Raw genomic sequence first — 20,364 nt, forward strand, 5'->3', positions numbered from 1 at the left:
CACACTTCAGCCGTTGTCATGACCACCACTCTCCTGCTCGAGATCTTCGCGGGCTTCTTCACCGCCTTTGTGGCCCTCTGGATGATCGCCCTCAACCGTCCCCGTTCCGTCGCCTCCGGCCCCGCCAGCACCCCGCCTGCCTTCGCTCTTCCCCCCGTCGCCGCTATTCGAGGGGGACTTGAGAGCTACTTCCTGCGGGAAGGTCGCCTGGCCAACATCGGCCTGCTGGTGCTGCGGCTGGCCATCGGAGCGATGATGATCCACCACGGCCAGGACAAGCTGGGCAACCCCCAGTCCTTCGCTGACAACTACGTGGTGCCCCTGCACCTCCCCTTTCCCCTGTTCTTCGCCTACGCGGCTGGCTACGCGGAGATCTTCGGCAGCTGGCTGCTGATCCTGGGCCTGCTCTCTCCCCTCGGTGCCCTCGCCCTGACCGGGACCATGTCGGTGGCGGCTTACCACCACATCCTCACCAGCGGGCTCAACATCTACGTGCTCGAGCTTGTGGTGCTCTACCTGGGCGGCAGCCTGGCCCTGCTGCTGGTGGGCCCTGGCCGTTACTCCTTCGATGCCGGGATCGTGGCGGAACTCCTGGCCGACGACACCCTCGCCGCGGACACTGCGACTGACGCCCCGGAAGCCGAGGCTCCCGCCTTCACCATGGTGTCTGACGCCGGCTGAGCAGGCCCGGGTGAGCGTCGGGAGCCCTGCATCGCTGATACCTTGGGCGGCCCGGAAGGAGGAGGTCGTCCGTGCCCCCGCGCCACACCCCTCTGAGCAGAGCTCCTGGACGTCGCCTGCTGCGCTGGCTGGCGCTCACTCTGTTGCTGATGGCCAGCCTGCTGGGGCCCATCCAGCCGGGCCGGGCTCAGCTCCAGACCCTGCCCACCGGGGTGATCCAGGACCCGAGAAAGCCTCCTGTCGGAGTCACCCGGTTGGGGGATCTCGAGTCAGCCCGGGTCAGCTCCCCGATCGACAACCGACCGCTCTTCGCCATCGCGTCCCCCACGGTCTTCAACCGGGAGCAGATCCCCGAGGACCGGGTTCCCGTCGAGGTACGGGCCCGGGACGTCTCCAGGAAGCTGCTGCAGTCCCTGCCGCGGTCGCTGTTCGGAGACGAGACCGCCACGGTCAGGGTCTCCAGCTCCGATGGCAGGCCGATCCTGACGATCGTCGATCCCGGAAACTCCTCACCGATCCAGCTGCTCGCCGTTACCGAGGAGGACGCGGCGTATCACGGCACCAGTGCCGACCAGCTGGCCTGGCAGTGGCGTGAGCGGCTGCAGCAGGACCTCGACCGGGCCCGGCAGGTGCTCTCCCGGGAGGAACTGCTCCAGCGGGCCGGCGAGGCGGCTCGCATTCTCCTGGCCCTGGCGGCGGCCAGCCTGGCCCTGGGATGGCTGCGCCACCGGTTGCTGCGCCACAACCGGGCCCTCATCGAGGCGCTTCAGCCTCCGGTCGAGGGCCCGCCGCCGCCCCGGGGGCCCGGTGCCGAAGCCGGAGAAATGCTGGATCTGCGCAGCCGCTTCCTGCGCACCGTCCAGCAGCGCTTCAGCCTTGAGCGACGCATCCGCACCCACGGGGTCCTGGCCTGGGCCCTGCTCTGGATGCTGCTCGGTCTGTGGTACGCGGGCCTGTATCGCATCCTCTCGCGGCTGCCGGTGCTGATGGGCTGGAGCCCCTATGTGCTGACGACCCCCCTGTTCCTGCTGCTGCTCTGGTTCGGAGTCAGCGCAGCGATCCGGGTGGGCCAGAGCCTGGTGGAACGGGCGCTCGACGGCTGGGCCGGCTCACCTGGGCTGGCCGGCGATGCAGGCCAGCGGCAGGCCCTGCGCGCCCGCACGATCTCCGGCGCCCTCAAGGGCCTGCTCACCGTGGTGCTGGTGATCATGGGCGTTCTTTTGACCCTGGGCCTGTTCAGCGTCCCCACCTATTCGATTCTGGCGGGGGGTGCGGTCATCGGTCTGGCGGTCTCCCTGGGCTCCCAGAACCTCGTCAAGGATCTGGTGCACGGCTGCCTGATCCTGCTGGAGGACCAGTACGCCATCGGGGACATCATCGAAGTGGGCGGCAGGACGGGCCTGGTGGAGAATCTGAACCTGCGCATCACCCAGCTGCGCAACAGCCAGGGCCATCTCATCACGGTGCCCAACAGCCTCATCAACGACGTCATCAACACCACCAGGGACTGGGCCCAGGTGGACCTGGCCATCCAGGTGGCGGGAAGCAGCGATCCCCATCGGGTGATGGCCGTGCTGTGGCAGGTGGCCGAGGATCTGCGACACGATCCCTCCTGGCGGCAGCGGCTGCCCCACCCTCCCGAGGTGCTGGGCATCGAGGACCTCTCACCGGCCGGCATCACCCTGCGCGTCTGGCTGAAGACCACGCCGATGGCCCAGTGGAGTGTGGCCCGGGAACTGCGCCTGCGGGTGCAGCAGGCTTTCACCCGGGAGGAGATCCGCCTGGCCTGAGGGCAGAGGGCCCCCGCCACCGATAGGGTCGCAGCCAGCTGCCGCTGGCACCATGGCCCTGGACATCGCCCTGCTGGGCAGCGGGCTTCTGGGCGGCGCCATCGGCGAACGGCTGCTGGAACGGGGGCACCGGCTCACGGTCTGGAACCGGACGCCGGAACGGGCGGCCTCCCTGGTGGACGCCGGCGCCACCGCGGCCACCGGCGCGGCCGAAGCCGCCGCTCGCTGCCCCTGGCTCATGACCGTCCTCAGCGACGGGGCCGCCTGCCGCAGCGTGCTGATCGACGCCATCGGCGCTGGACTGCGGGGACGCACCGTGATCCAGATCGGCACGATCGGAGTCGGCGAGAGCAGGGCGCTGGCCACCGAGGTCGAGGCCCGGGGCGGCGCCTTTCTGGAGGCGCCGGTGCTGGGCAGCCGACCGGAGGCCCGTGCGGGCCAGCTCCAGGTGATGGCCGGCGGCAACACCGAGCTGTTCGCGCGGGCCCTCCCCCTGCTGCGGGACCTGGACCCGGAACCCCGACGCATGGGGGAGAGGGGGGCCGGGCTGGAGACCAAGCTGGCCCTGAACCAGCTGATCGCCAGCCTCACCCACGCCTTCAGCCTCTCCCTGCATCTGGTGGAGGCCGCCGGCGTGGAGGTGGAGAGCTTCATGGCCATCCTGCGGGCCAGCGCGCTCTACGCCCCCACCTTCGACAAGAAGTTGCCGAAGCTGCGCAGCGGCGACTACGCCAACCCCAACTTCCCCACCGCCCACCTGCGCAAGGACCTCCGTCTCTTCATGGAGGCGGCTGAAGCCCATGGCCTGCGGACGGATGGCCTGGCGGGACTGGCCCAGCTGCTCGCAGAAGCCACGGCAGCCGGCATCGACAACCTCGACTACAGCGCCCTGCACCGGCTCACCGCGGCGGTCACCCCTTCAGGAGCGGCGCAGCCGGTTGGGAAAGAAGGCGGGGGCTGAGGCCTGCCGTGCATAGGCGGCCAGCCCCTCCCGGCAACGCTGCTGGTGTTCCTCGCGCAGGTCTTCGGGCGACTCGATGCGGATGCCCCCGGCGAAACCGAACAGCCAGCGGCGCAGGTCCACGTCCCGTGCCACGGTCCAGGTCGGCAGGTCGAACTCCACCGGATAGGGGTGGCTGTCGCCCCGGGGGTTGGGCTCGAGCACATGGGGAGCGCTGGGGTGGCACCACCAGGTGTCACCAGCCAGGGGCCGGGAGAAGCGGGTGTGCTCGGCGGGATAGAGCTGCTGCCCTTCGCGGATGAAGGCGAAGGCCCAGTCCTGGCAGGAGACGCGCAGCGTCACCAGCAGCTCGGCCCGGCGGCGGGCGGGGCCATGGGCCAGAACGAGCTGCTGCTCCAGATCAGCGCCGAAGTAGATGCCGCCACAGTGCCGCAGGAGCTGGCGCACCCGCTTGAGGGAGCGGCGGTGGAGGGCCCCATCCCGGTGGGGCAGGGCCCCGGTCTGGCGCAGGGCCAGCCGCTCCAGCCGCTCGGTGTGGATCAGCCCCTCGGCCCGGCCGATGGGGTGGTCCTCGTAGACCAGGTACCAGGCGACGTTATGGAACAGCAACTGCAGCGGCCAGACCTGCAGGGTTCCCTGGGGGCTGTCGGAGAAGGCGGCGGCGGAGGCGTAGCGCTCCAGCACCACCAGGCGGTGCTCCAGGATCGCCGTCTCGATGCGCTCGGCCTGGGCCGCCACCGCCAGGGAATCGGAGCGCACCCAGGAGGGATGGGCCACGGCGTGGTTGGCGAAGGCCCGCACGGGGGGATGGCCTTCGGTGTCGATGCCCCCCCAGTGGAGCCGTTCCTCAAGCTCCCGCAGCAGGTCCTGGGCGGAGGGATCGGCCAGGGGACCAGCCGCCTGCTGGACCAGGGCATGCACCTCCCGCAGCCGCGGTGCCGACAGCAAAGCCGTGCCGATGGCATAGCCGTGGCGCACGTTGTCGTTGCGCGCCCGGAATCCGTAGGGGGTGAGCAGCTTCTCCATGTCCTTGCGGAGGGTGGCCACCTCCCCGGGGAGATAGCTGCCGGGGATGGCCTCCAGACGGGCGATCAGATGCTCCGGAAGGGAGAGCTGGGGGTCCTGGTCGAAGGGTGCCTGCAGCAGGTGGCGCAGGAGGGTCAGGACCCGTATGAACACAGCCCTGTCCCCCAGGGAGGGATAGCCGCCGTGGACCCCGCCGGTGGCAGGGCAGGGCCCCTCCAGCGGGGACGGCGGCAGGGGCACCAGGGGCGTGGTGGCGGGCATGGTCGCCGTGAATCCCTCCCGCTCCAGCCAGGCCAGATCCTTCCGGATCGCCGCCGTATTCCCGTAGCAGGCGCCGTGAAGCCGTTGCAGGTAGGCCGCCGCCCGATCCGCCAGATCCCCCTGGGGCAGGGGGGAGACGATCGCCTCAAGCTGATCGCGGGTGCCGGAATCGGACGCCTCCAGGGCGGGGAAGCGGCTGAGCAGGCGAAGCAGGTGAAGCAGCCGCTCCAGATCCAGCAGCCGGGAGTGGCCGTGGAGCTGCAGAGCCTTCTCCCGGTTGGTGGCGGAGCGGATGCGGCGGTCCAGCCTGGCCAGCTCATCGGTGAGCAGGGGTTCGAGCTGTTCATGGTGCTGGGGCACCACACTCACCAGGGCAGCGAAGCCCTCGTCCCGGCTGGGGCCGAAGTGGCCATCGGCCAGGGCTGCCGCCATCTCGCGGATCACCGGTTCGGGCACCAGGCGGGGACGGCGGCGATTCCACTCCAGACAGGTGGCCACCGGGGTGAACAGCCACCAGCCGATCCACTCCACGGGAGCCGGCAGGCTGAGAGCCTGGGTGATCGCCAGCCGCCAGGGGCGCCGGGCATGGGTGGCATCCACGATCACCGGCCTGCCGGCGGCCACTTCCTTGATGATGCAGCCATGGAGCTGGTCCTCGATGGCGGTCCAGGGCCCCTGGACTGCGGCGTCCCCGAACACCTCCTGGCGGATCCGATCGGTGGACAGCACCCGGGCCGGGGCTTCCCCCGCTGCGGTGAGCAGAGGCGCCAGGGCATGGGCCAGGGTGGTCTTGCCGCTGGCCGGCGGACCGATCAGGAGATGGCAGCGGAGGGGCTTCATCGGACCAGGCTGCCAGCCGCCCGCAGGGGCGATGGAAGATCGTTGCCATTCACCCATCCAGGAAGCGGGCAGGCAACCGCCTGCGGCAACAGGCCCGGCAGAGGCAGACAATAATTTTGACCCCGCCGCGTCAAAAAAGCAGCATTTTTCTGTTTCGTCTCAGTACAATCTGCGCAGCTCCAGAGGTAAGGAAGATCCGAGGACTACGGCAGTTTCCATGGGTTGAACGGTCCCGGGCGGTGGGGAGATGGGCCATATCGCTTCAAACAGGGTTGCCGACAAGGTGCGTCAGCGGTGACCGCTGCCTTCGGCGTTGGAGCCTGCGAGCACCAGGGAACGGATCTCGTTTTTCGCATGATCCGCATCCGCCGCCGGGCCGTGAAGGGGAAAGTTGGACATCTCTTCTCCTCCAGCTGCGATGACCACTGCGCCCCCAGCCGACTCCGAGGCTGGTCCCCGCCGTCGCAGACCCGGGACCAGCGCCTACAGGATTCCCGATCCGCTGAGGGATCTCCGGGTGATCGACCTGCTCGAACTCACCGGCAACCAGCTCCAGGCCGGCCAGGCCCTGCAGGTGCACCAGTCGACGGTCTGCCGGATCCGCAAGACCTGGATCGAGCAGTTCGGCATCGTCAGGACCGCCGGTGTGGAGCCCGGCCAGCGCCCGCCGCTCACCGGCATGGGCCTCTGCATCCAGCACCTGCGCATGGCGGCCCGGGCCCATCGCATGGAGGAGGGCTGGCTGCGACTGGCCACCGATGCCCTTCACCAGCCGCTGGTGGATGGGATGGAGGCCACGATCCTCGTGCCGCCCCGGTTCCGGAGTTCCCGCCACTGGGCTGAACTGGTGCGACTGGGGGTGATCGACGCAGCGCTCGTGTCCTCGCTCTGCCACGATCAATGGCTGGAGCCGGGGGGAAGACCCTCCTGGCCGGGCGTGAGGATGCTGCCCCTGGGGGAGCTGACCCTGGGGCTGGCCTCCCGCACGGGCCGGGCCCGCCAGGTTCTCGTGCCCCATCGCCTCAGCACGCCGCTGCTGCATCTCCAGCTGCAGGAGCGGAAGCTGGCCCTGATGACGGCCCCCCGCAGTTGCCAGGAGCAGGAGGACTGGCTGCACAGCGTGGCCGGTTCCAGCCGGGCGCTGCTGCTCTGCCGTCAGCTGGCCGGTGCCGGCCCGATGCGGGATCTGGGCCTGCGCTGGCACCGCGATGCGCCGCCCCTGATGGAGCAGTTGTGGTTGCTGCTGCCCGCCGGCCAGCCCCATGTGCTGACCCCCACGGTGCGAGCGGCCGAGAAACGCCTGAAGCGCCGGCTCCAGTGGCTGCGCAGACGCCTCAGTGACTAAACGCCATTGCACCGGCGGGCGCTTCTGGGGCAGGCTGGATCTCTGGTCGCACCGACACCATGACCCGCGAGCTCGACCCCTTTCGCATTCCCCGTGCCGGCTGGGAGGCCGCACCGCTGGCGGGACTGGCCTCGGTGGATCTGAATCAGAACGGCGGTGCCTTCAGCGGCGGGGAATTCGTCTCGGAATCCACCGTCGGTGGGGTGGTGCTCTACGCCGCCTACCAGGCACTGCTGACGGCCCTGCGCACCGAGGCCCTGCGCAAGCGCGGCGAGATCGACCGCGGCACCCAGGTGCGCCTGGTGCTGCGCACCAGCCTGGAATCGGCGAAAACCGGCGTGGCGGTGGGGGCGGTGCTGTCGGTGGTGCTGCTGGTCTTCCCCTGGCTGGCGGGGCCGATGGCGGTGTTCGGGGTGGTGGGCAGCGCCAAGGCCTCCCTGGATCTGTTCCATGCCTTCTGGGATGGCCTCGATGAGGAGCAGAAGCTTCAGGTGACCGTGGCCGCCCACGAAGCGGGCGTGAACCTGGGCACCTTCTTCCGCAACGCCGACGACGGGGCGGGTCCGGTCGCGGTCCGGCCATGAGCGGCACCGACGGCGCGGCGCCCACGATCGAGGGCCTGCGGACCCTGTTCACCAAGCCCTACGGGGCCCCGGGGCCCACAGCTGAACAGTGGCGCGCGGTGTATGCCGAGAACGTTCACTTCCAGGACCCCACCCAGGAACGCCACGGCATCGAGTCCTATCTGGCCGCCCAGGAGGGACTGCTCAGACGCTGCGACGACGTCTACCTCGTCCCGGGGGCCATCGCCCTGACAGGCGACACGGCCTTCGTGGAGTGGGAAATGGGCCTGAAGATCCGGGGCATCGAATTCATCTACCCGGGAGCCACCCGGCTGCATTTCAACGCTGAGGGGCGCATCGACAACCACCGGGATTATTTCGATTTCGTTCTTCCCACCTTCGGGCCGGTCCCCCTGCTCGGTGGTTTCACCCGCTGGCTCTACAGGCGATTCGTGGATTGAGATTCGTGGATTGAGCGTCCCCGGCCGGGAACGCCCCACGCGCCTCCCATCGGACGTTCAATTGCCGCCGAACAGCTGCTGCAGAAGCCCCCCCAGGGCCTGACCCAGGGCTTCGGCATCGTTGGGCTGCACCTGGCCGTTGGCATCCACCACCTGCATGGCCTGGTTCAGCTGGGCTGTGGTGGCCTGGTTGGAGCTTCTGAAGCGCAGGTTGAAGACGTTGTTCCAGTCCATGGAGATCCTGGTGCTGGACTGGTTGGCATTGACATTGGAGCGGACCATCGCCGTGGATCCATTCGCCATCTGCATGGTCCAGGGGTTGTTGCCGACCGCCGAGAACCGGATCGTGCGCCACTGGTTCGACGTCGGTAATTTGTCGAATGTGAAGGCCAGGGTTTTGGTGCCGTTCATGTTGTTCTGCAGGATCTCGTAGCTGCATTTTCCGTCGTAGATGCTGCTCCCGGCATTCCTCCAGTTGCAGTTGCCTTTCTGCCGTGTGCGGGTGAAGGGCGCCTGGAAGCTGTTGGTGGGGTTCATGCCGGGATTCATACCGTTCCCGGACCCCCAGTTGGACCCGGCCCCACCGATCACCGTGCCCTGACCTCCCTGGTTGCCGGAGGGATTGGAACCGAACACCCAGGGATTCAGCTGCTGGTCGAACATGGAGCGCTGGCGGTTGGTCCAGCAGCCCCTGAGGTTGAAGTTGCAGTAGCGACCATCGGCGAAGGTGACATCGATGATCGGGCTGTTGACCAGATTGGTCTCCAGATTGAGGCGCGCACGACGCCCGAATTCCCGCTCAGTGTCGGAGAGGGCGGCCCCTGTGGCGTTGAAGCAGACGCTCACCGAGCTGTCGCAGATCACACCCTGGGCCGGAAAGGACAGGGATGCGTTGCCCTGCTGGCCGAATCCAGGGCCTGAGGATCCTCCCCCGGTGCCCCAGGGGTTGGTGTTCTGCTGGGGCGGAGGTCCCCATGGATTGGTGTTCTGCTGGGGCGGAGGCCCCCAGGGGCTGCTGTTCTGCGGGGGGACCCCCCAGGGATTGCCGACCTGGGCGAGGGCCGCTGGAGCCAGCAGCAGCGACGGTGTGGCGATGCCGAGAAAAGCCATCCTGCTGATGAAAGTGTTCATCGCCCTAACCATCTTTTTTTGATCGTATCAGCCAAGAAATTTCAGCTGTTTCGGTTTTCCCTCGACCGCCACTGAAGAAAAAGAATTATGTACGAATCCAGCCGCCGAAAAAGCTGCTGTGTAAGCAAATGGTGCGGTCGAAGGCAGGCCCAGTCGACGCCAACCGCCACGGCACGGTGGCCGATCAGGTGTTCGGTGGCCTGGGGGGCGTGATCCTCGTGCGGGGGCCCCTGGATGGGATCCCGGAGCTGCGGCAGGCGCGGGAGGAGGTGCTGTTCCTGAAGGATTTTCCCACCACCGCAGAGGAACGGTGGCCCTCACCCATGGCCAGAAGGCTGGGACGGGAGAGTTCCCTGCTGACCGTCAACGGCGCGCTCCGGCCCGATCTGCCGATGGGGCCAGGCGGGGGCATGGGAGGCATGGGGATGGGGATGGGGATGGCCTTCCTGATCAACGGGCGCGCCTTCGACCCCGCTCGGGTGGACACCACGGTGCGGCTGGGCAGCACCGAAGACTGGGTGGGGCGCAACTCCGGGGTGATGGATCACCCGTTCCACGTGCATGTGAATCCCTTCCAGATGCTCAGCCGCAACGGCCGGGCCGAACCCTTCCGGGCCTGGAAGGACACCGGGGTGGTGCGCCCCGGGGAGGAGGTGCGGATCCGGACCGCCTTCCGCGACTTCCCCGGCCGCAGCGTGTAACCCTGCCACATCCTCGATCATGAGGAGCTGGGGATGATGGGCGTGCTGCAGATCGAGGCCTGAGCGTTCCTGCGGGGCAGGCCTGGTTTCACTCCACTTCGAGACTGCCGCGCACCATGTTCATGCCGCAGTGGAAGGGATACACCCCCGGATGGTCGGGCAGCAGTTCGATGCTGGTGGTGGCCCCGAGGGGGAGTTCGAGGCTGCGATGGAAGTCGGGAAAGATCACCTGGGCCACGCAGCCGCTGGGATCGGTGCGGTGAAACCGGAGCCGCAGGGGACGTCCGGCCTTGGCCCGGATGCGGGAGGGGCTGTAGCCGCCCTCCACGGTGATGGTGATCTCCTGCACCCCCTGCTCCCCTTCGGCGGCCGCCACGCCGCTGCCGTGGCGGCCCAGGAACCACCAGAGCTCGGCGGCGATGAGTGCCACGCCACCGACCGCCACCAACACCTGAACGGCCGGTGGCTGGGGGATCGTGCGCCAGAGCGGCGCCGCCGCCAGGAAGGGGATCATGCCGGTACCTCCATGGGAAGCGGTGTGGGCCGGAAGCGACGCAACCGCAGGGCGTTGGTCACCACCGACACCGAGCTGAAGGCCATCGCGGCCCCCGCGAGCATCGGGCTCAGCAGCCAGCCGGTAAGGGGAAACAGCAGGCCGGCAGCGATCGGGATCCCCGCCACGTTGTAAGCGAACGCAAAGAACAGGTTCTGGCGGATGGTGGCCATGGTGCGCCGGCTGAGTTCGATCGCCGCAGGCACGCCGCCCAGGTGGCCCGAGAGCAGGGTGATGTCGCTGGCGGCGATCGCCACATCGGTGCCGGTGCCCATGGCGAGGCCCACATCGGCCTGGGCCAGGGCGGGGGCATCGTTGACGCCGTCGCCCACCATCGCCACCGGGCCGGTCCGCTGCTCCTGCAGCTGCCGCACCACCGTGGCCTTGTCACCGGGACGCACCTCGGCGATCACCCGCACGATGCCCACCTCGGCGCCGACCAGCTCGGCGGTGCGGCGGGCATCGCCGCTGAGCAGCACCACCTCCAGCCCCAGACGGCGCAGGGCGGCCACGGCGGACCTGGCCTCCGGCTTGATGGGATCGGCGATGCCGAAGCAGGCCTCGATCAGCCCGTCCACCACCACCACCGCCACGCTGCGGGCGGCCCGCTCCAGCCGGTCCACCAGCGGATCGAGGTCGGTGGTGTCCATACCGGCTTCCGCCAGCCAGCGGGGGCTGCCCACCCGCACCTCCTTCCCGTCCACCGAGGCCTGGAGGCCGCGCCCGGCCCGGGCTTCGAAGGCCTCCACCGCCGGCGGATCGACATCGGCGCCCCGGCGGTGGGCATAGGCCACGATCGCTTCGGCCAGGGGATGCTCCGAACGGTCTTCCACGGCCGCCACCAGGGCCAGCAGGGTGAGGTCGGGCAGCACGCCACCGGGAAGGCGCTCGAAATCGGTCACCTCGGGCAGGCCGCGGGTGAGGGTGCCGGTCTTGTCGAGCACGATGGTGCGGAGCTGGCCGGCCGTCTCCAGGGCTTCGGCGCTGCGGAAGATCAGGCCGTTCTCGGCTCCCTTGCCGGAGGCCACCATGATCGCGGTGGGGGTGGCCAGCCCCAGGGCGCAGGGGCAGGCGATCACCAGCACGCTCACCAGGAAGAGCATGGCCAGCACGCCGTTGCCGCTGAACAGGAACCAGAGCACGTAGGCGGCGATGGCGATGGCGATCACCACCGGAACGAACCAGCCCACCACCTGATCCGCCAGGCGCTGCACCTGGGTGCGGGAGCTCTGGGCCTGGCGCACCAGCTCCACGATCCGGGCCAGCACCGTGTCGCCCCCCACCCGGGTGACCCGGAAGGTGAAGCTGCCGCTGCGGTTCATGGAGGCACCGATCACCGGGTCCCCCGGGCCCTTGGCCACCGGCGTGGGTTCGCCGGTGAGCATCGCTTCCTCCACCCAGGAGCTGCCCTCCTCCACCACCCCGTCCAGGGGCAGCTTCTCCCCGGGACGCACCTGAAGCAGATCTCCCACCACCACCGTGGAGACGGGGATCGAGCTGGCCACGCCGTCCCTGATCACCCGGGCCGTGGGGGGCTGGAGCTGGAGCAGGCGCCGGATCGCCTCGGAGGTCTGGCCCCGGGCCCGGGCCTCCAGGAGCCGGCCGAGCAGCACCAGGGTGAGGATCACTGCGGCGGTTTCGTAGTACACATCGGCCGGCAGCCCCTCGGCGGTCAGCACCCCGGGGAACAGCGTGGCCACCAGGGAGGCGAGCCAGGCGATGCCTGTGCCGGCGGCCACCAGGGTGTTCATGTCGGCGGAATGGCGGCGGAAGGCCGCGGCGGCCCCGGTGAAGAACTCCCGGCCACACCAGAAGAGCACCGGGGAGCTGAGCAGCATCTGGCTCCAGGGACTGGTGAACCAGGGCGGCAGCCAGCTCAGGTGCACACCGCCGAGCATGTGGGGCAGGCTGGCCAGCATCACCAGCCCCGTGAGCACGGCCGCCACCGCCAGCCGGCGGCGCAGCAGGGTGCGTTCACGGGCCAGCTCCCGCTCCATCCCCAGCACCGAGGCGGCCGGGTCCTCGGAATGGCAGCAGGCGGAGACAGGAGCGGTACCCATGGGAGAACTGCGCAGGGCGATGGGCACAGCTTCAGCCTATGGGCTCCTCTCCACTGGAGAGTCAAGGCTTCCGAAGGCCGGAGCGGGCCTCACCCAGCCCCGCTCCATTGACGGCAGAGTGCATGGGGTGGGAGAGGCGAGATGAACCACTCCCTGAAGCTTCACCGGAGCAGCTCAACGCCGGACTGTGACGATGCATCCCAACGACTACCAGTCGTTCTACGACGAGCGGCGCCAACAGACCTATGCCCACGACTACAGCAGATTCTGGGCAGATGAGCATGCCTATTACAAGGAACTCAGATCATTCATAGACACCTTTGATCTGAAGAACAAGACATGCCTGGAGATCGGATCCTCCGGTGGCTTTTTTCAGGACATGGTCGACGACTATCACGGCACCGACATTGCCCATAGCCTCTCAAGGCATTACCACAAAACCTACCGCGTCGCCGAAGGCCAGCATTACCCCTACGAGGATCACGAATTTGATGCCATCTGGACCATCACGGTCTTCGAACACATTCCCTATCTCCAGGCTGCCATGCTGGAGATCAAACGCCTGCTCAAACCCCGTGGGGTGGTGTTCTTTGCTCCGGCATGGCAGTGTCGCCCGTGGGCGGCTGAGGGCTACGAGGTCAGGCCCTTCAGTGATTTTGGTTTGGAAGGGCGGCTCATCAAGGCGTCGATTCCATTTCGAAACAGCCTCATCTGGCGGAGTTTACTTGTTTTCCCGAAACGGCTTTGGCGCCATTGCAGCTTCTTCTGCGGCAAGAGATACCATCAGATACGCTACAGGAAACTAATACCCAATTACGACAGGTTCTGGACGTCTGATTCCGATGCCTGCAATCATATCGACCCCCATGATGCGATTCTCTGGTTTGAATCCCACGGCTTCACCTGTCTGTCCCATCCCCTGCACGCCCGGGCCCTTCTGGTGAGAACGGGAGCTCTGGTCTTCAGGAAACTGGGCGGTCATGGCTGACAGGGCCTCCCCCTGCCAGTGATCCGCGGAAGGTTTCCGGCAGGGTCCAGGTCGGAATCACCCACAGCCGAGAGCGGCCCATCGGCTCCCGGCACACTGAACGTCCGTATCGCCTTCCCGGATGCAACGCGATGCCCCCCTGCCGGCCCGGGCCCTGCTCGACCGGCTCAGCCTGGCCGAGAAGCTCGCCATGCTCGACGGCGACACGCACTTCTGGGGGGGCATGGCGGCCATCGCCCTCCACGACAGCTCCCACCGCCACCCCTGGCCGGCGGGGGTGGTGCGCCGCCTGGGGATCGGCGGCCTGCACTTCGTCGACGGTCCCCGGGGAGTGGTGCTGGAGGGGGGGGCCACCACCTTTCCGGCACCGATCGGCCGCGGCGCCAGCTGGGACGTGGAGCTGGAGCAGCGCATCGGTGCGGCCATGGGCCGGGAGGCCCGCTCCTTCGGGGCCAACCTGCTCGGGGGGGTGTGCGTGAATCTGCTGCGCCATCCCGGCTGGGGCCGGGCCCAGGAGACCTTTGGCGAGGACCCGGTGCACGTGGGTGCGATGGGGGCGGCCATGACCCGGGGGGTGCGGCGCCATGCCATCGCCTGCGTGAAGCATTTCGCCCTCAACTCGATCGACAGCGCCCGCTTCCGCGTTGATGTGAGCGCCAGCGAGCGGGTGCTGCAGGAGCTGTACCTGCCCCAGTTCCGCGACTGCGTGGATGCTGGCGCCCTGGCGGTGATGAGCGCCTACAACAGCGTCAACGGCGCCTGGTGCGGACAGCATCCCCACCTGCTGGGGGAGATCCTCAAGCAGCGCTGGGGCTTCCGGGGCTTCGTGCTCACCGACTTCATCTTCGGGGTCCGCGACGGCGTGGAGGCCCTGCGGGCCGGCCAGGACCTGGAGATGCCCTTCCGGATGATCTTCGAAGCCACGCTCCCGGCGGCGGTGGCGGCGGGCCGCCTGCCGATGGAGCGGATCGATGACGCCGTGCTGCGGCTGCTGCGGGCCCAGCAGTCGGTGCCGACGGGCCCCTATCCCGCATCGCTGCGGCGTTGCCCGGAGCACCGGGCCCTGGCCCGGGAGGCGGCCACCAAGGCGATCGTGCTGCTCCGAAACGAAGGCCCTGTGCTGCCCCTGCGCGGAATCGGCTCGCTGGCGGTGGTCGGGCCGCTGGCCGACACGCCCAACCTGGGGGACCGGGGCTCGTCCGACACCCGGCCTTCGCCCGGATCGGTGGTGACGCCCCTGGCGGGCCTGCGGGCTGCGGCTCCTGAGATCGCTCTGCAGCACGCCGATGGCACCGACGTCGCCGCGGCAGCCGCCCTGGCGGCCCGCTGCGAGGCGGCCCTGGTGGTGGTGGGTCTGGACTGGCGCCAGGAAGGGGAACACATCCACCCCGGCGACCTGGCCCCGATCCTGCGCCAGGCCCCCCCCCCGGACGGGTTGCTGCGGCTGTTCGGCCGCCGGCGGCTGATGCCGCTGTGGGCGCCGCTGGCCGCGATGATGGCGGCGGCGACCCGCCTCGGTTCGGCCCGGCCAGGGGGCGCCTTCGCCTCGGGCGATCGCACCGCGCTTGAGCTGCCCGGCGATCAGGAGCGCCTGATCCGCGCTGTGGCCGCCGCCAACTCCCGCACGGTGGTGGTGCTGATGGGTGGCGGCGCGATCCTGTGCGAAACCTGGCGCCAGCGGGTGCCGGGGCTGCTGATGCTGTGGTACCCCGGCGAGCGGGGCGGGGAGGCTTTGGCCGATGTGCTGCTGGGGCGGGTGGCGCCCTCCGGTCGGATGCCCTACGCGGTGCCCACCGATCACGCCCACCTGCCACCTTTCGATCCCCGGGCCCGACGGATCACCTACGACCTCTGGCACGGCTACCGGCGCCTGGCCCGCCATGGACACCCAGCTGCCTTCCCCTTCGGATTCGGGCTCTCGTACTCCACCTTCAGCCACACCGACCCGGCCGTGGAGCGCCTGCCGGACATCCCGGGGACGCCACCCCACGGGGCCGGTGGCCTTCAGTTGCACCTGACAGTGACCAACACAGGGGCCATGGCCGCCGCTGAGGTGGTGCAGATCTACGCCGAGCCGCCCGGCCGGGCCGCGGAGCGCCCGACCCGGTTCCTGGCGGGATTCACCCGGGTGAGCCTGGAGCCCGGCCGGAGCGAACGGGTGACGGTGGAGATTCCCCTGCGGCGCCTGGCCTGGTTCGACGAGGCCCGCGACGCCTTCGTGCTGGAGGGGGGGTGCCACCGGCTGGTGGTGGCCCGGCACGCCGAGGACGAAGGAATCAGAGTGGACCTCACCCTGGAGGCACAGGTGGTGGGCCCCTGATCCTTCAGGGGGTCGGTCCCCCCACCAGCATCACCAGCGCGGCGGGAACCACCTCACTGCCGTGCAGCAGGTGCTCACCTCCCGCTGGCTGGAGTCCTCCCCAGGGCCAGCAGGAGGGGCTGGAGCCGCAGGCGATTGTATCGCTGCAGCCAGAGGCAGGGCACGTTGAACAGGGTCGCGAAGACCAGGTTGATCAGCACGCCCGCGGGGGGCAGCCACAGGGCCGTGACCAGCCAGAACGGCCAGAGCGCCAGATGCACCAGCTCCGCCCGACGGGTTTCCTGCACCAGACGCTGCAGGGCGGTGGGGTCGCGCCGCATCAGGCTGTTCTTTCGAACCCCTCCGGGCAAGGAATCACCCGCATCCGGCAGCAGGGATTTCCAGCGCTGGATCCCCAGGCGCTCGTAGGACTGCTGGCTCTCGGGCCAGGGCCGCGGCCCCGTGAGCCAGCTGTCGCTCTCAAGGACCTGCGGCGGCAGGCGATGGGCCAGAGCGCCGATCAGCACCGACCACCCCATCCACCCCAGGGCACAACCCAGAACCGCTAGCGCGTCGGAAACCGCCTGCCTTTCCATTCGATCGTGCCTCTCTCCAGATTCAGGATCGCCAGGACAAATACCACCAGAAAGAAGAGCACGGGAATCGGAAACACCAGGCAGATCCAGCCGAAATCCCCCACCCGCCGGGTAAGCACCAGCAGCTGGAGGGCGAAGGCGCCGTAGAGAATCAGGTTGGGCAGCAGGGAGGAATCCCCCACCAGGGGCCAACCCAGCAGGGACGCCGGCAGACACCAGGCCGCCCAGAACAGCCCGGAAAGCCACAGGAGCACCGCCAGCATCCAGAACCAGCGCACCTCCCCGGCGGCGGTGGCGAAGTTCTTGGCGAAGCCCACCACCATGTCGTGGAGGCCACCGGGGTACATGCGGTAGGCGATCAGCCCGTCACCGATGTAGGCGCTCACGGGCAGGCCCGCCTGCTCATAGAGATGGCCCATGAACCAGTCCTCCACCACCTTGCCGGCCACCGCCGCGTGGCCCCCGACCCGGTCATAGTCCACTCGGGTTGTAGCCATGGCCGGCCCGAAGGCCACCCCGCAGCCCGCCCCCATCGGTACCGCCATCAGCCCCACCAGGTTGAACATGACCGACAGCAGCTCGTAGGGCTTCTCGGTGCGATGGAAGGGTTGCACCGACACCAGTCCGCCCAGTTCCTGATGGGCCGCCACGAGGCGCTCCAGGAACTCGGGGCCGGGCTCGGTGTCGGCATCGAGGAACACCAGGATGTCCCCCTGGCTGGCCCGGACGCCGTGGTGCAGCGCCCAGGTCTTGCCGCACCACCCCTGAGGCAGGGGCGGCGGCTGGATGACCGTCACGCCGGCGTCCGCGGCGACACCGGCGGTGCGGTCGGTGGAGTGATCGTCGATCACGATCACCTCCAGGGGGTGGAGGCTCTGGCCGGCCAGGGCCGGAAGCAGGTTGGGGAGGGTGCATTCCTCGTTGCGGGACGGGATCAGCACCGACATCCGCGGCTGCCCCTGCAAGCGGCACAGGGGCAGCCGCGAGTGCCGCAGCCAGAGAGCCCAGCCCAGCAGCCAGCGCACCAGCAGCGAGATGGCCACCAGATCCAAGAATCGCCTCCGGGGCGAGGTGCACCACGCTAGGGACGCAGCAGTTCCTCCACCAGCGGACCCAGGGCCGCCGGATGGGTCATCAGCTGATGGTGGTAGCGCACCGGCAGGCTGCGCCCCGGCCCGACTGGCAGCACGGCACGCCAGGCCGGCATGACCATCAGGTCCGGCTGGCAGTAGAAGCTGCAGCAGTCGACCTGCTGAAGTGCAGCGAGATCGGTGTTGAGCCGCTGCAGCAGCGGGCTGCCCGCCTTGAGGTCAGCAATGCCGGCCAGGGGCCAGCTGGGCCAGGGCTGGGCCGTGAGGGTGCCCTGCTGGGGGCTGCCCACACTGATCAGGCGACGGGTGCGCCGATGGCCACCGAGCAGCTGGATCCAGGTACGGGCGATCACCCCTCCCATCGAGAAGCCCAGCAGATCGATGGGCTGCTCCGCTCCGAAGGCCGTCTCGATCAGGGTCGCCAGCATCTCCGCCTGCTCCTCGATCGGCGTGAACCCGAAACGATGGGGCAGATGGGGAATCAGCAGGGGCCCACGGCGCGCCCCCAGGGCCCGCTCCAGCCGGTCGAACAGGCGCGGGGTGTCCCACATCCCGTGGACCAGAACCAGGGGAGGAGCTGTAGTGGCGGGGGTGGGGGTGGGAACTTCAGGGGCCAAGAGCGGTCGACCCCTACCAGAGCAGGTCCGGCAACTCCCGGAACACGTTGCGCACGCCCACGCTCCACTCCTCGCTGAGTTGCCTGAAATAGTCATCGCCCTCACCGAAACGCCGGCGATGGGTGATGGCCAGGCTGTCCCGCTCGTAGACGATCAGGTCGATCGGCATCCCCACCGAGAGGTTGCTGCGCATGGTGGAGTCGAACGACACGAGCACACACTTGGCGGCCTCCGCCAGAGGGATGTCGGGATGGATGACGCGATCGATGATCGGTTTGCCGTACTTGGCCTCCCCTGTCTGCAGATAGGGGGTGTCATCACTGGCTTCGATGAAATTGCCCTCGGCATACATGCGAAACAGCCGACACACCTCTCCCTTGATCTGACCACCCACCAGGAAGGAGGCATTGAAGCCACCGGCCGTCCCTTTCAGATACGGGCCATCCCGTTGTTCGATCGCCCGCACGGCGTCCGAGACCAGCACCATCACATCGAACATCGTCCGGGCCGTCCAGATCGTGGGTTCGCCGTCGTCGGCATCGGCCCGCTGGCCCAGCAGGCTGATCACCGCCTGGGTTCCCGCCAGGCTGCCGGAGCTGAGCAGCACCAGCACCCGGTCGCCGGTGCGTTCGAAGACGGTCATCTTGCAGAAGCTGGCGAAATCATCCACACCGGCATTGGTGCGTGAATCGGAGGCAAACACCATGCCGCTCTCGAGCAGCACGGCCACGCAATAGGTCATGCGGCCCAGACCTCAAAAGACTGCAGTTCCGAAGGGCCGAAACTGGTGGTGAGCGCCACGTCCGCCGCATCCCGCCCCCTGGCGATCAGGATCCGCCCGATGCGCGGCGTGTTGTTGCGCGGATCGAAGACATGCCAGCTATCACCGAGGTACGCCTCGAACCAGGCCGAGAAGTCCATCGCCGAGTGGGGCGGCGGCACCTCGATATCCGTGAGATACCCGGTGCAGTAGCGCGCCGGAATGTTCATGGAACGGCAGAGGGCGATGGCGAGATGGGTGAAATCGCGACACACCCCCTCCTGCGCATGGAAGGTCTGCAGCGCCGATTTCAGGGGGCTGGTGCGGTGGTAGTCGAAGCGCACATGGTGATGCACGAAATCGCAGATCGCCTGCACCCTCCCCCAGCCACCTGGAGACCCTTCAAATCGGGACCAGGCGAAGTCCGTGAGCAGATCGCTCTCACAGAAGCGGCTGGCCAGCAGAAACAGCAGCACCTCGTCGGGGAGATCCTCCACCGGCCGCTGCTCCAGCCAGGGCAGCACCGGATCGGGACGACCGTGATCGGCCACCAGACCGTTGGCCCGCAACCGCAGCAGTCCGGCCGGTGCCACCAACCGATTGCACTGGTTGCCAAAGGAATCGAGATAGGTGCGCAGCGGCACCGCGGGCGTCACCTGAAGCGGCTCTGCCTCCAGCAGATCACCGGCCCGGCTGTGGTGGACTCCCAGGGTCACGATCATCGGCGTGGGCCGCGGAAACTGGAACGCCAGATCGAATCCCACCCGGATCCTGAGCTCTGGGGTCTGCGGAAGGGAGGCGTTCTGTTGTGGGGCCATGGGTCACCCTACGGGCGGTGATCCATCCATGAATGGCGGAAAACCCTCCGCCATCGCCTGCTCCAGTCCAAGGGCAAGCCGCTCGGCCCACTCCTGCTGGCCAGCTTCCGTTGCCAGCAGGTCCTGGCGGACTTCCAGCTCCACATGGGGAAGACGGCGACGTTCACCATGCACCACCAGCGTGTGGTCGCTCGCATCGCTGACCGCGTAAGGCTCATTGTCACCCACCTGCAGATCCCCCTCGGCCGCGAGGCTCTGGAGCATCCGCCTGCCCAGGCGCCCGTCACGGCCGTACAGCACCCCCACATGCCAGGGACGCCTGAACCCATCGTGAACTGGCGTGAAGCTGTGCAGCGTCACCAGAACGGTGGGTTGGGCGCGGCCGGAGCGGGCATCGAGCTCGGCGGCGATGCGTTGGTGGTAAGGGTGGAACACCTCCGCGACCCGTTGCAGACGCTCAGCAGGGGAGAGGTTGCCGTTGGCGGCGATCACCGTGTGTTCGCTGAGGCTGACGATGGAGTCTGGAGCCTCGGGGGGCCTGTTGGCGTCGATCACCAGCCGGGAGTAGTTCTGCTGGATCAGAAAGGCGTCGAGACACGCCGACAGCCGCTGACCCAGCCCGGCCACCCCCAGATCCCAGGCCACGTGAGTGTCAAGCACCGCATCACTGAGGCTCAGGCGGTTCAACCGCCGGGGAATGGCCCGGCCGGCATGATCGGCCGTGAGCAGGACGTCTGAACGGCCCGCAGGGCGAACGATGCAAAAGACAGGTGGATCGTATGCACCGAGCAGAGGTGCGAGGGGCTCATGGATGGTGATGGG

General features: G+C 68.4%; 19 protein-coding genes. 9 read left to right on the plus strand and 10 right to left on the minus strand.

Annotated elements, in window-relative coordinates; genetic code table 11:
• Positions 1 to 18: 18 nt before the first annotated feature.
• The 3 genes from KUG41_RS11245 to KUG41_RS11255 all read left to right on the plus strand — a co-directional run bounded on the left by KUG41_RS11245 (position 19) and on the right by KUG41_RS11255 (position 3,432).
• On the plus strand, positions 19 to 681 hold the full coding sequence (locus tag KUG41_RS11245) for a DoxX family protein (RefSeq protein ID WP_216904155.1): 663 nt from the start codon (positions 19 to 21) through the stop codon (positions 679 to 681).
• 71 nt (positions 682 to 752) lie between these two features.
• Complete coding sequence (locus tag KUG41_RS16145; RefSeq protein ID WP_216904156.1) at positions 753 to 2,471, plus strand: mechanosensitive ion channel family protein; 1,719 nt, start codon at positions 753 to 755, stop codon at positions 2,469 to 2,471.
• A 52-nt stretch (positions 2,472 to 2,523) separates the two neighbouring features.
• Positions 2,524 to 3,432 carry an NAD(P)-dependent oxidoreductase gene (locus tag KUG41_RS11255; protein WP_216904157.1) on the plus strand — a complete coding sequence of 303 codons (909 nt, stop codon included), beginning with the start codon at positions 2,524 to 2,526 and terminating at the stop codon, positions 3,430 to 3,432.
• On the opposite strand, the gene KUG41_RS11260 is transcribed toward KUG41_RS11255, so the two are convergent.
• Positions 3,391 to 5,559 carry an ATP-binding protein gene (locus KUG41_RS11260; protein WP_216904158.1) on the minus strand — a complete coding sequence of 723 codons (2,169 nt, stop codon included), beginning with the start codon at positions 5,557 to 5,559 and terminating at the stop codon, positions 3,391 to 3,393. The two genes, KUG41_RS11255 and KUG41_RS11260, sit on opposite strands and share 42 nt — an antisense overlap.
• A 418-nt stretch (positions 5,560 to 5,977) precedes the next feature.
• Here KUG41_RS11260 and KUG41_RS11265 point away from each other — a divergent pair, with 418 nt between their 5' ends.
• From KUG41_RS11265 to KUG41_RS11275, 3 genes are read left to right on the plus strand one after another with little or no spacing between them, the layout of a single operon-like run.
• On the plus strand, positions 5,978 to 6,904 hold the full coding sequence (locus tag KUG41_RS11265) for a hypothetical protein (protein WP_216904159.1): 927 nt from the start codon (positions 5,978 to 5,980) through the stop codon (positions 6,902 to 6,904).
• Positions 6,905 to 6,963: 59 nt separating this feature from the next.
• A complete protein-coding gene (locus tag KUG41_RS11270) occupies positions 6,964 to 7,488 on the plus strand; it encodes a hypothetical protein (protein WP_216904160.1) in 525 nt (174 codons plus the stop codon).
• Entirely contained in the window at positions 7,485 to 7,928 is a 444-nt protein-coding gene (locus KUG41_RS11275; protein ID WP_216904161.1) for a nuclear transport factor 2 family protein, read from the plus strand. The genes KUG41_RS11270 and KUG41_RS11275 overlap by 4 nt, the downstream gene beginning before the upstream one ends.
• 57 nt (positions 7,929 to 7,985) lie before the next feature.
• Here the strand turns inward: KUG41_RS11275 and KUG41_RS11280 are convergent, their stop codons facing one another.
• Positions 7,986 to 9,059 carry a hypothetical protein gene (locus KUG41_RS11280; RefSeq protein WP_216904162.1) on the minus strand — a complete coding sequence of 358 codons (1,074 nt, stop codon included), beginning with the start codon at positions 9,057 to 9,059 and terminating at the stop codon, positions 7,986 to 7,988.
• A 128-nt stretch (positions 9,060 to 9,187) separates the two neighbouring features.
• Here KUG41_RS11280 and KUG41_RS11285 point away from each other — a divergent pair, with 128 nt between their 5' ends.
• Positions 9,188 to 9,760 (plus strand): multicopper oxidase domain-containing protein, encoded by a 573-nt coding sequence (locus KUG41_RS11285; RefSeq protein WP_254217166.1) that lies wholly within the window; start codon positions 9,188 to 9,190, stop codon positions 9,758 to 9,760.
• 88 nt (positions 9,761 to 9,848) lie between these two features.
• Here the strand turns inward: KUG41_RS11285 and KUG41_RS11290 are convergent, their stop codons facing one another.
• Together KUG41_RS11290 and KUG41_RS11295 are read right to left on the minus strand one after the other, a co-directional pair.
• A complete protein-coding gene (locus KUG41_RS11290; protein WP_216904163.1) occupies positions 9,849 to 10,274 on the minus strand; it encodes a cupredoxin domain-containing protein in 426 nt (141 codons plus the stop codon).
• Positions 10,271 to 12,310 carry a copper-translocating P-type ATPase gene (locus KUG41_RS11295; protein ID WP_216904178.1) on the minus strand — a complete coding sequence of 680 codons (2,040 nt, stop codon included), beginning with the start codon at positions 12,308 to 12,310 and terminating at the stop codon, positions 10,271 to 10,273. Before KUG41_RS11295 ends, KUG41_RS11290 begins: the two co-directional genes overlap by 4 nt.
• A gap of 256 nt (positions 12,311 to 12,566) precedes the next feature.
• Here KUG41_RS11295 and KUG41_RS11300 point away from each other — a divergent pair, with 256 nt between their 5' ends.
• Positions 12,567 to 13,361 carry a class I SAM-dependent methyltransferase gene (locus tag KUG41_RS11300; RefSeq protein ID WP_216904164.1) on the plus strand — a complete coding sequence of 265 codons (795 nt, stop codon included), beginning with the start codon at positions 12,567 to 12,569 and terminating at the stop codon, positions 13,359 to 13,361.
• A 121-nt stretch (positions 13,362 to 13,482) separates the two neighbouring features.
• The gene (locus KUG41_RS11305) at positions 13,483 to 15,681 is read left to right on the plus strand and encodes a beta-glucosidase (protein ID WP_216904165.1); all 2,199 of its coding nucleotides are present in this window, start codon (positions 13,483 to 13,485) and stop codon (positions 15,679 to 15,681) included.
• A gap of 74 nt (positions 15,682 to 15,755) precedes the next feature.
• Here KUG41_RS11305 and KUG41_RS11310 read toward each other — a convergent pair whose 3' ends face one another.
• The 6 genes from KUG41_RS11310 to KUG41_RS11335 are packed head-to-tail and all read right to left on the minus strand — an operon-like array spanning position 15,756 to position 20,361.
• Positions 15,756 to 16,187, minus strand: a complete 432-nt coding sequence (locus KUG41_RS11310; protein WP_371734124.1) for a hypothetical protein — start codon at positions 16,185 to 16,187, stop codon at positions 15,756 to 15,758.
• A gap of 38 nt (positions 16,188 to 16,225) precedes the next feature.
• Positions 16,226 to 17,299 carry a glycosyltransferase family 2 protein gene (locus tag KUG41_RS11315; protein ID WP_371734125.1) on the minus strand — a complete coding sequence of 358 codons (1,074 nt, stop codon included), beginning with the start codon at positions 17,297 to 17,299 and terminating at the stop codon, positions 16,226 to 16,228.
• Positions 17,300 to 17,337: 38 nt separating this feature from the next.
• Positions 17,338 to 17,964: a triacylglycerol lipase gene (locus KUG41_RS11320; RefSeq protein WP_256438938.1), complete on the minus strand. Its 627-nt coding sequence runs from the start codon at positions 17,962 to 17,964 to the stop codon at positions 17,338 to 17,340.
• 13 nt (positions 17,965 to 17,977) lie between these two features.
• Positions 17,978 to 18,706 (minus strand): peptidase, encoded by a 729-nt coding sequence (locus tag KUG41_RS11325; protein ID WP_216904168.1) that lies wholly within the window; start codon positions 18,704 to 18,706, stop codon positions 17,978 to 17,980.
• Positions 18,703 to 19,542: a transglutaminase family protein gene (locus KUG41_RS11330; protein WP_216904169.1), complete on the minus strand. Its 840-nt coding sequence runs from the start codon at positions 19,540 to 19,542 to the stop codon at positions 18,703 to 18,705. The genes KUG41_RS11325 and KUG41_RS11330 overlap by 4 nt, the downstream gene beginning before the upstream one ends.
• A 3-nt stretch (positions 19,543 to 19,545) precedes the next feature.
• Complete coding sequence (locus KUG41_RS11335) at positions 19,546 to 20,361, minus strand: N-formylglutamate amidohydrolase (RefSeq protein ID WP_371734126.1); 816 nt, start codon at positions 20,359 to 20,361, stop codon at positions 19,546 to 19,548.
• Positions 20,362 to 20,364 lie beyond the last annotated feature (3 nt).

Origin of the sequence: Synechococcus sp. CCY 9618, assembly GCF_019038415.1 — a bacterium.
In the GTDB taxonomy this organism is placed as follows: domain Bacteria; phylum Cyanobacteriota; class Cyanobacteriia; order PCC-6307; family Cyanobiaceae; genus Cyanobium.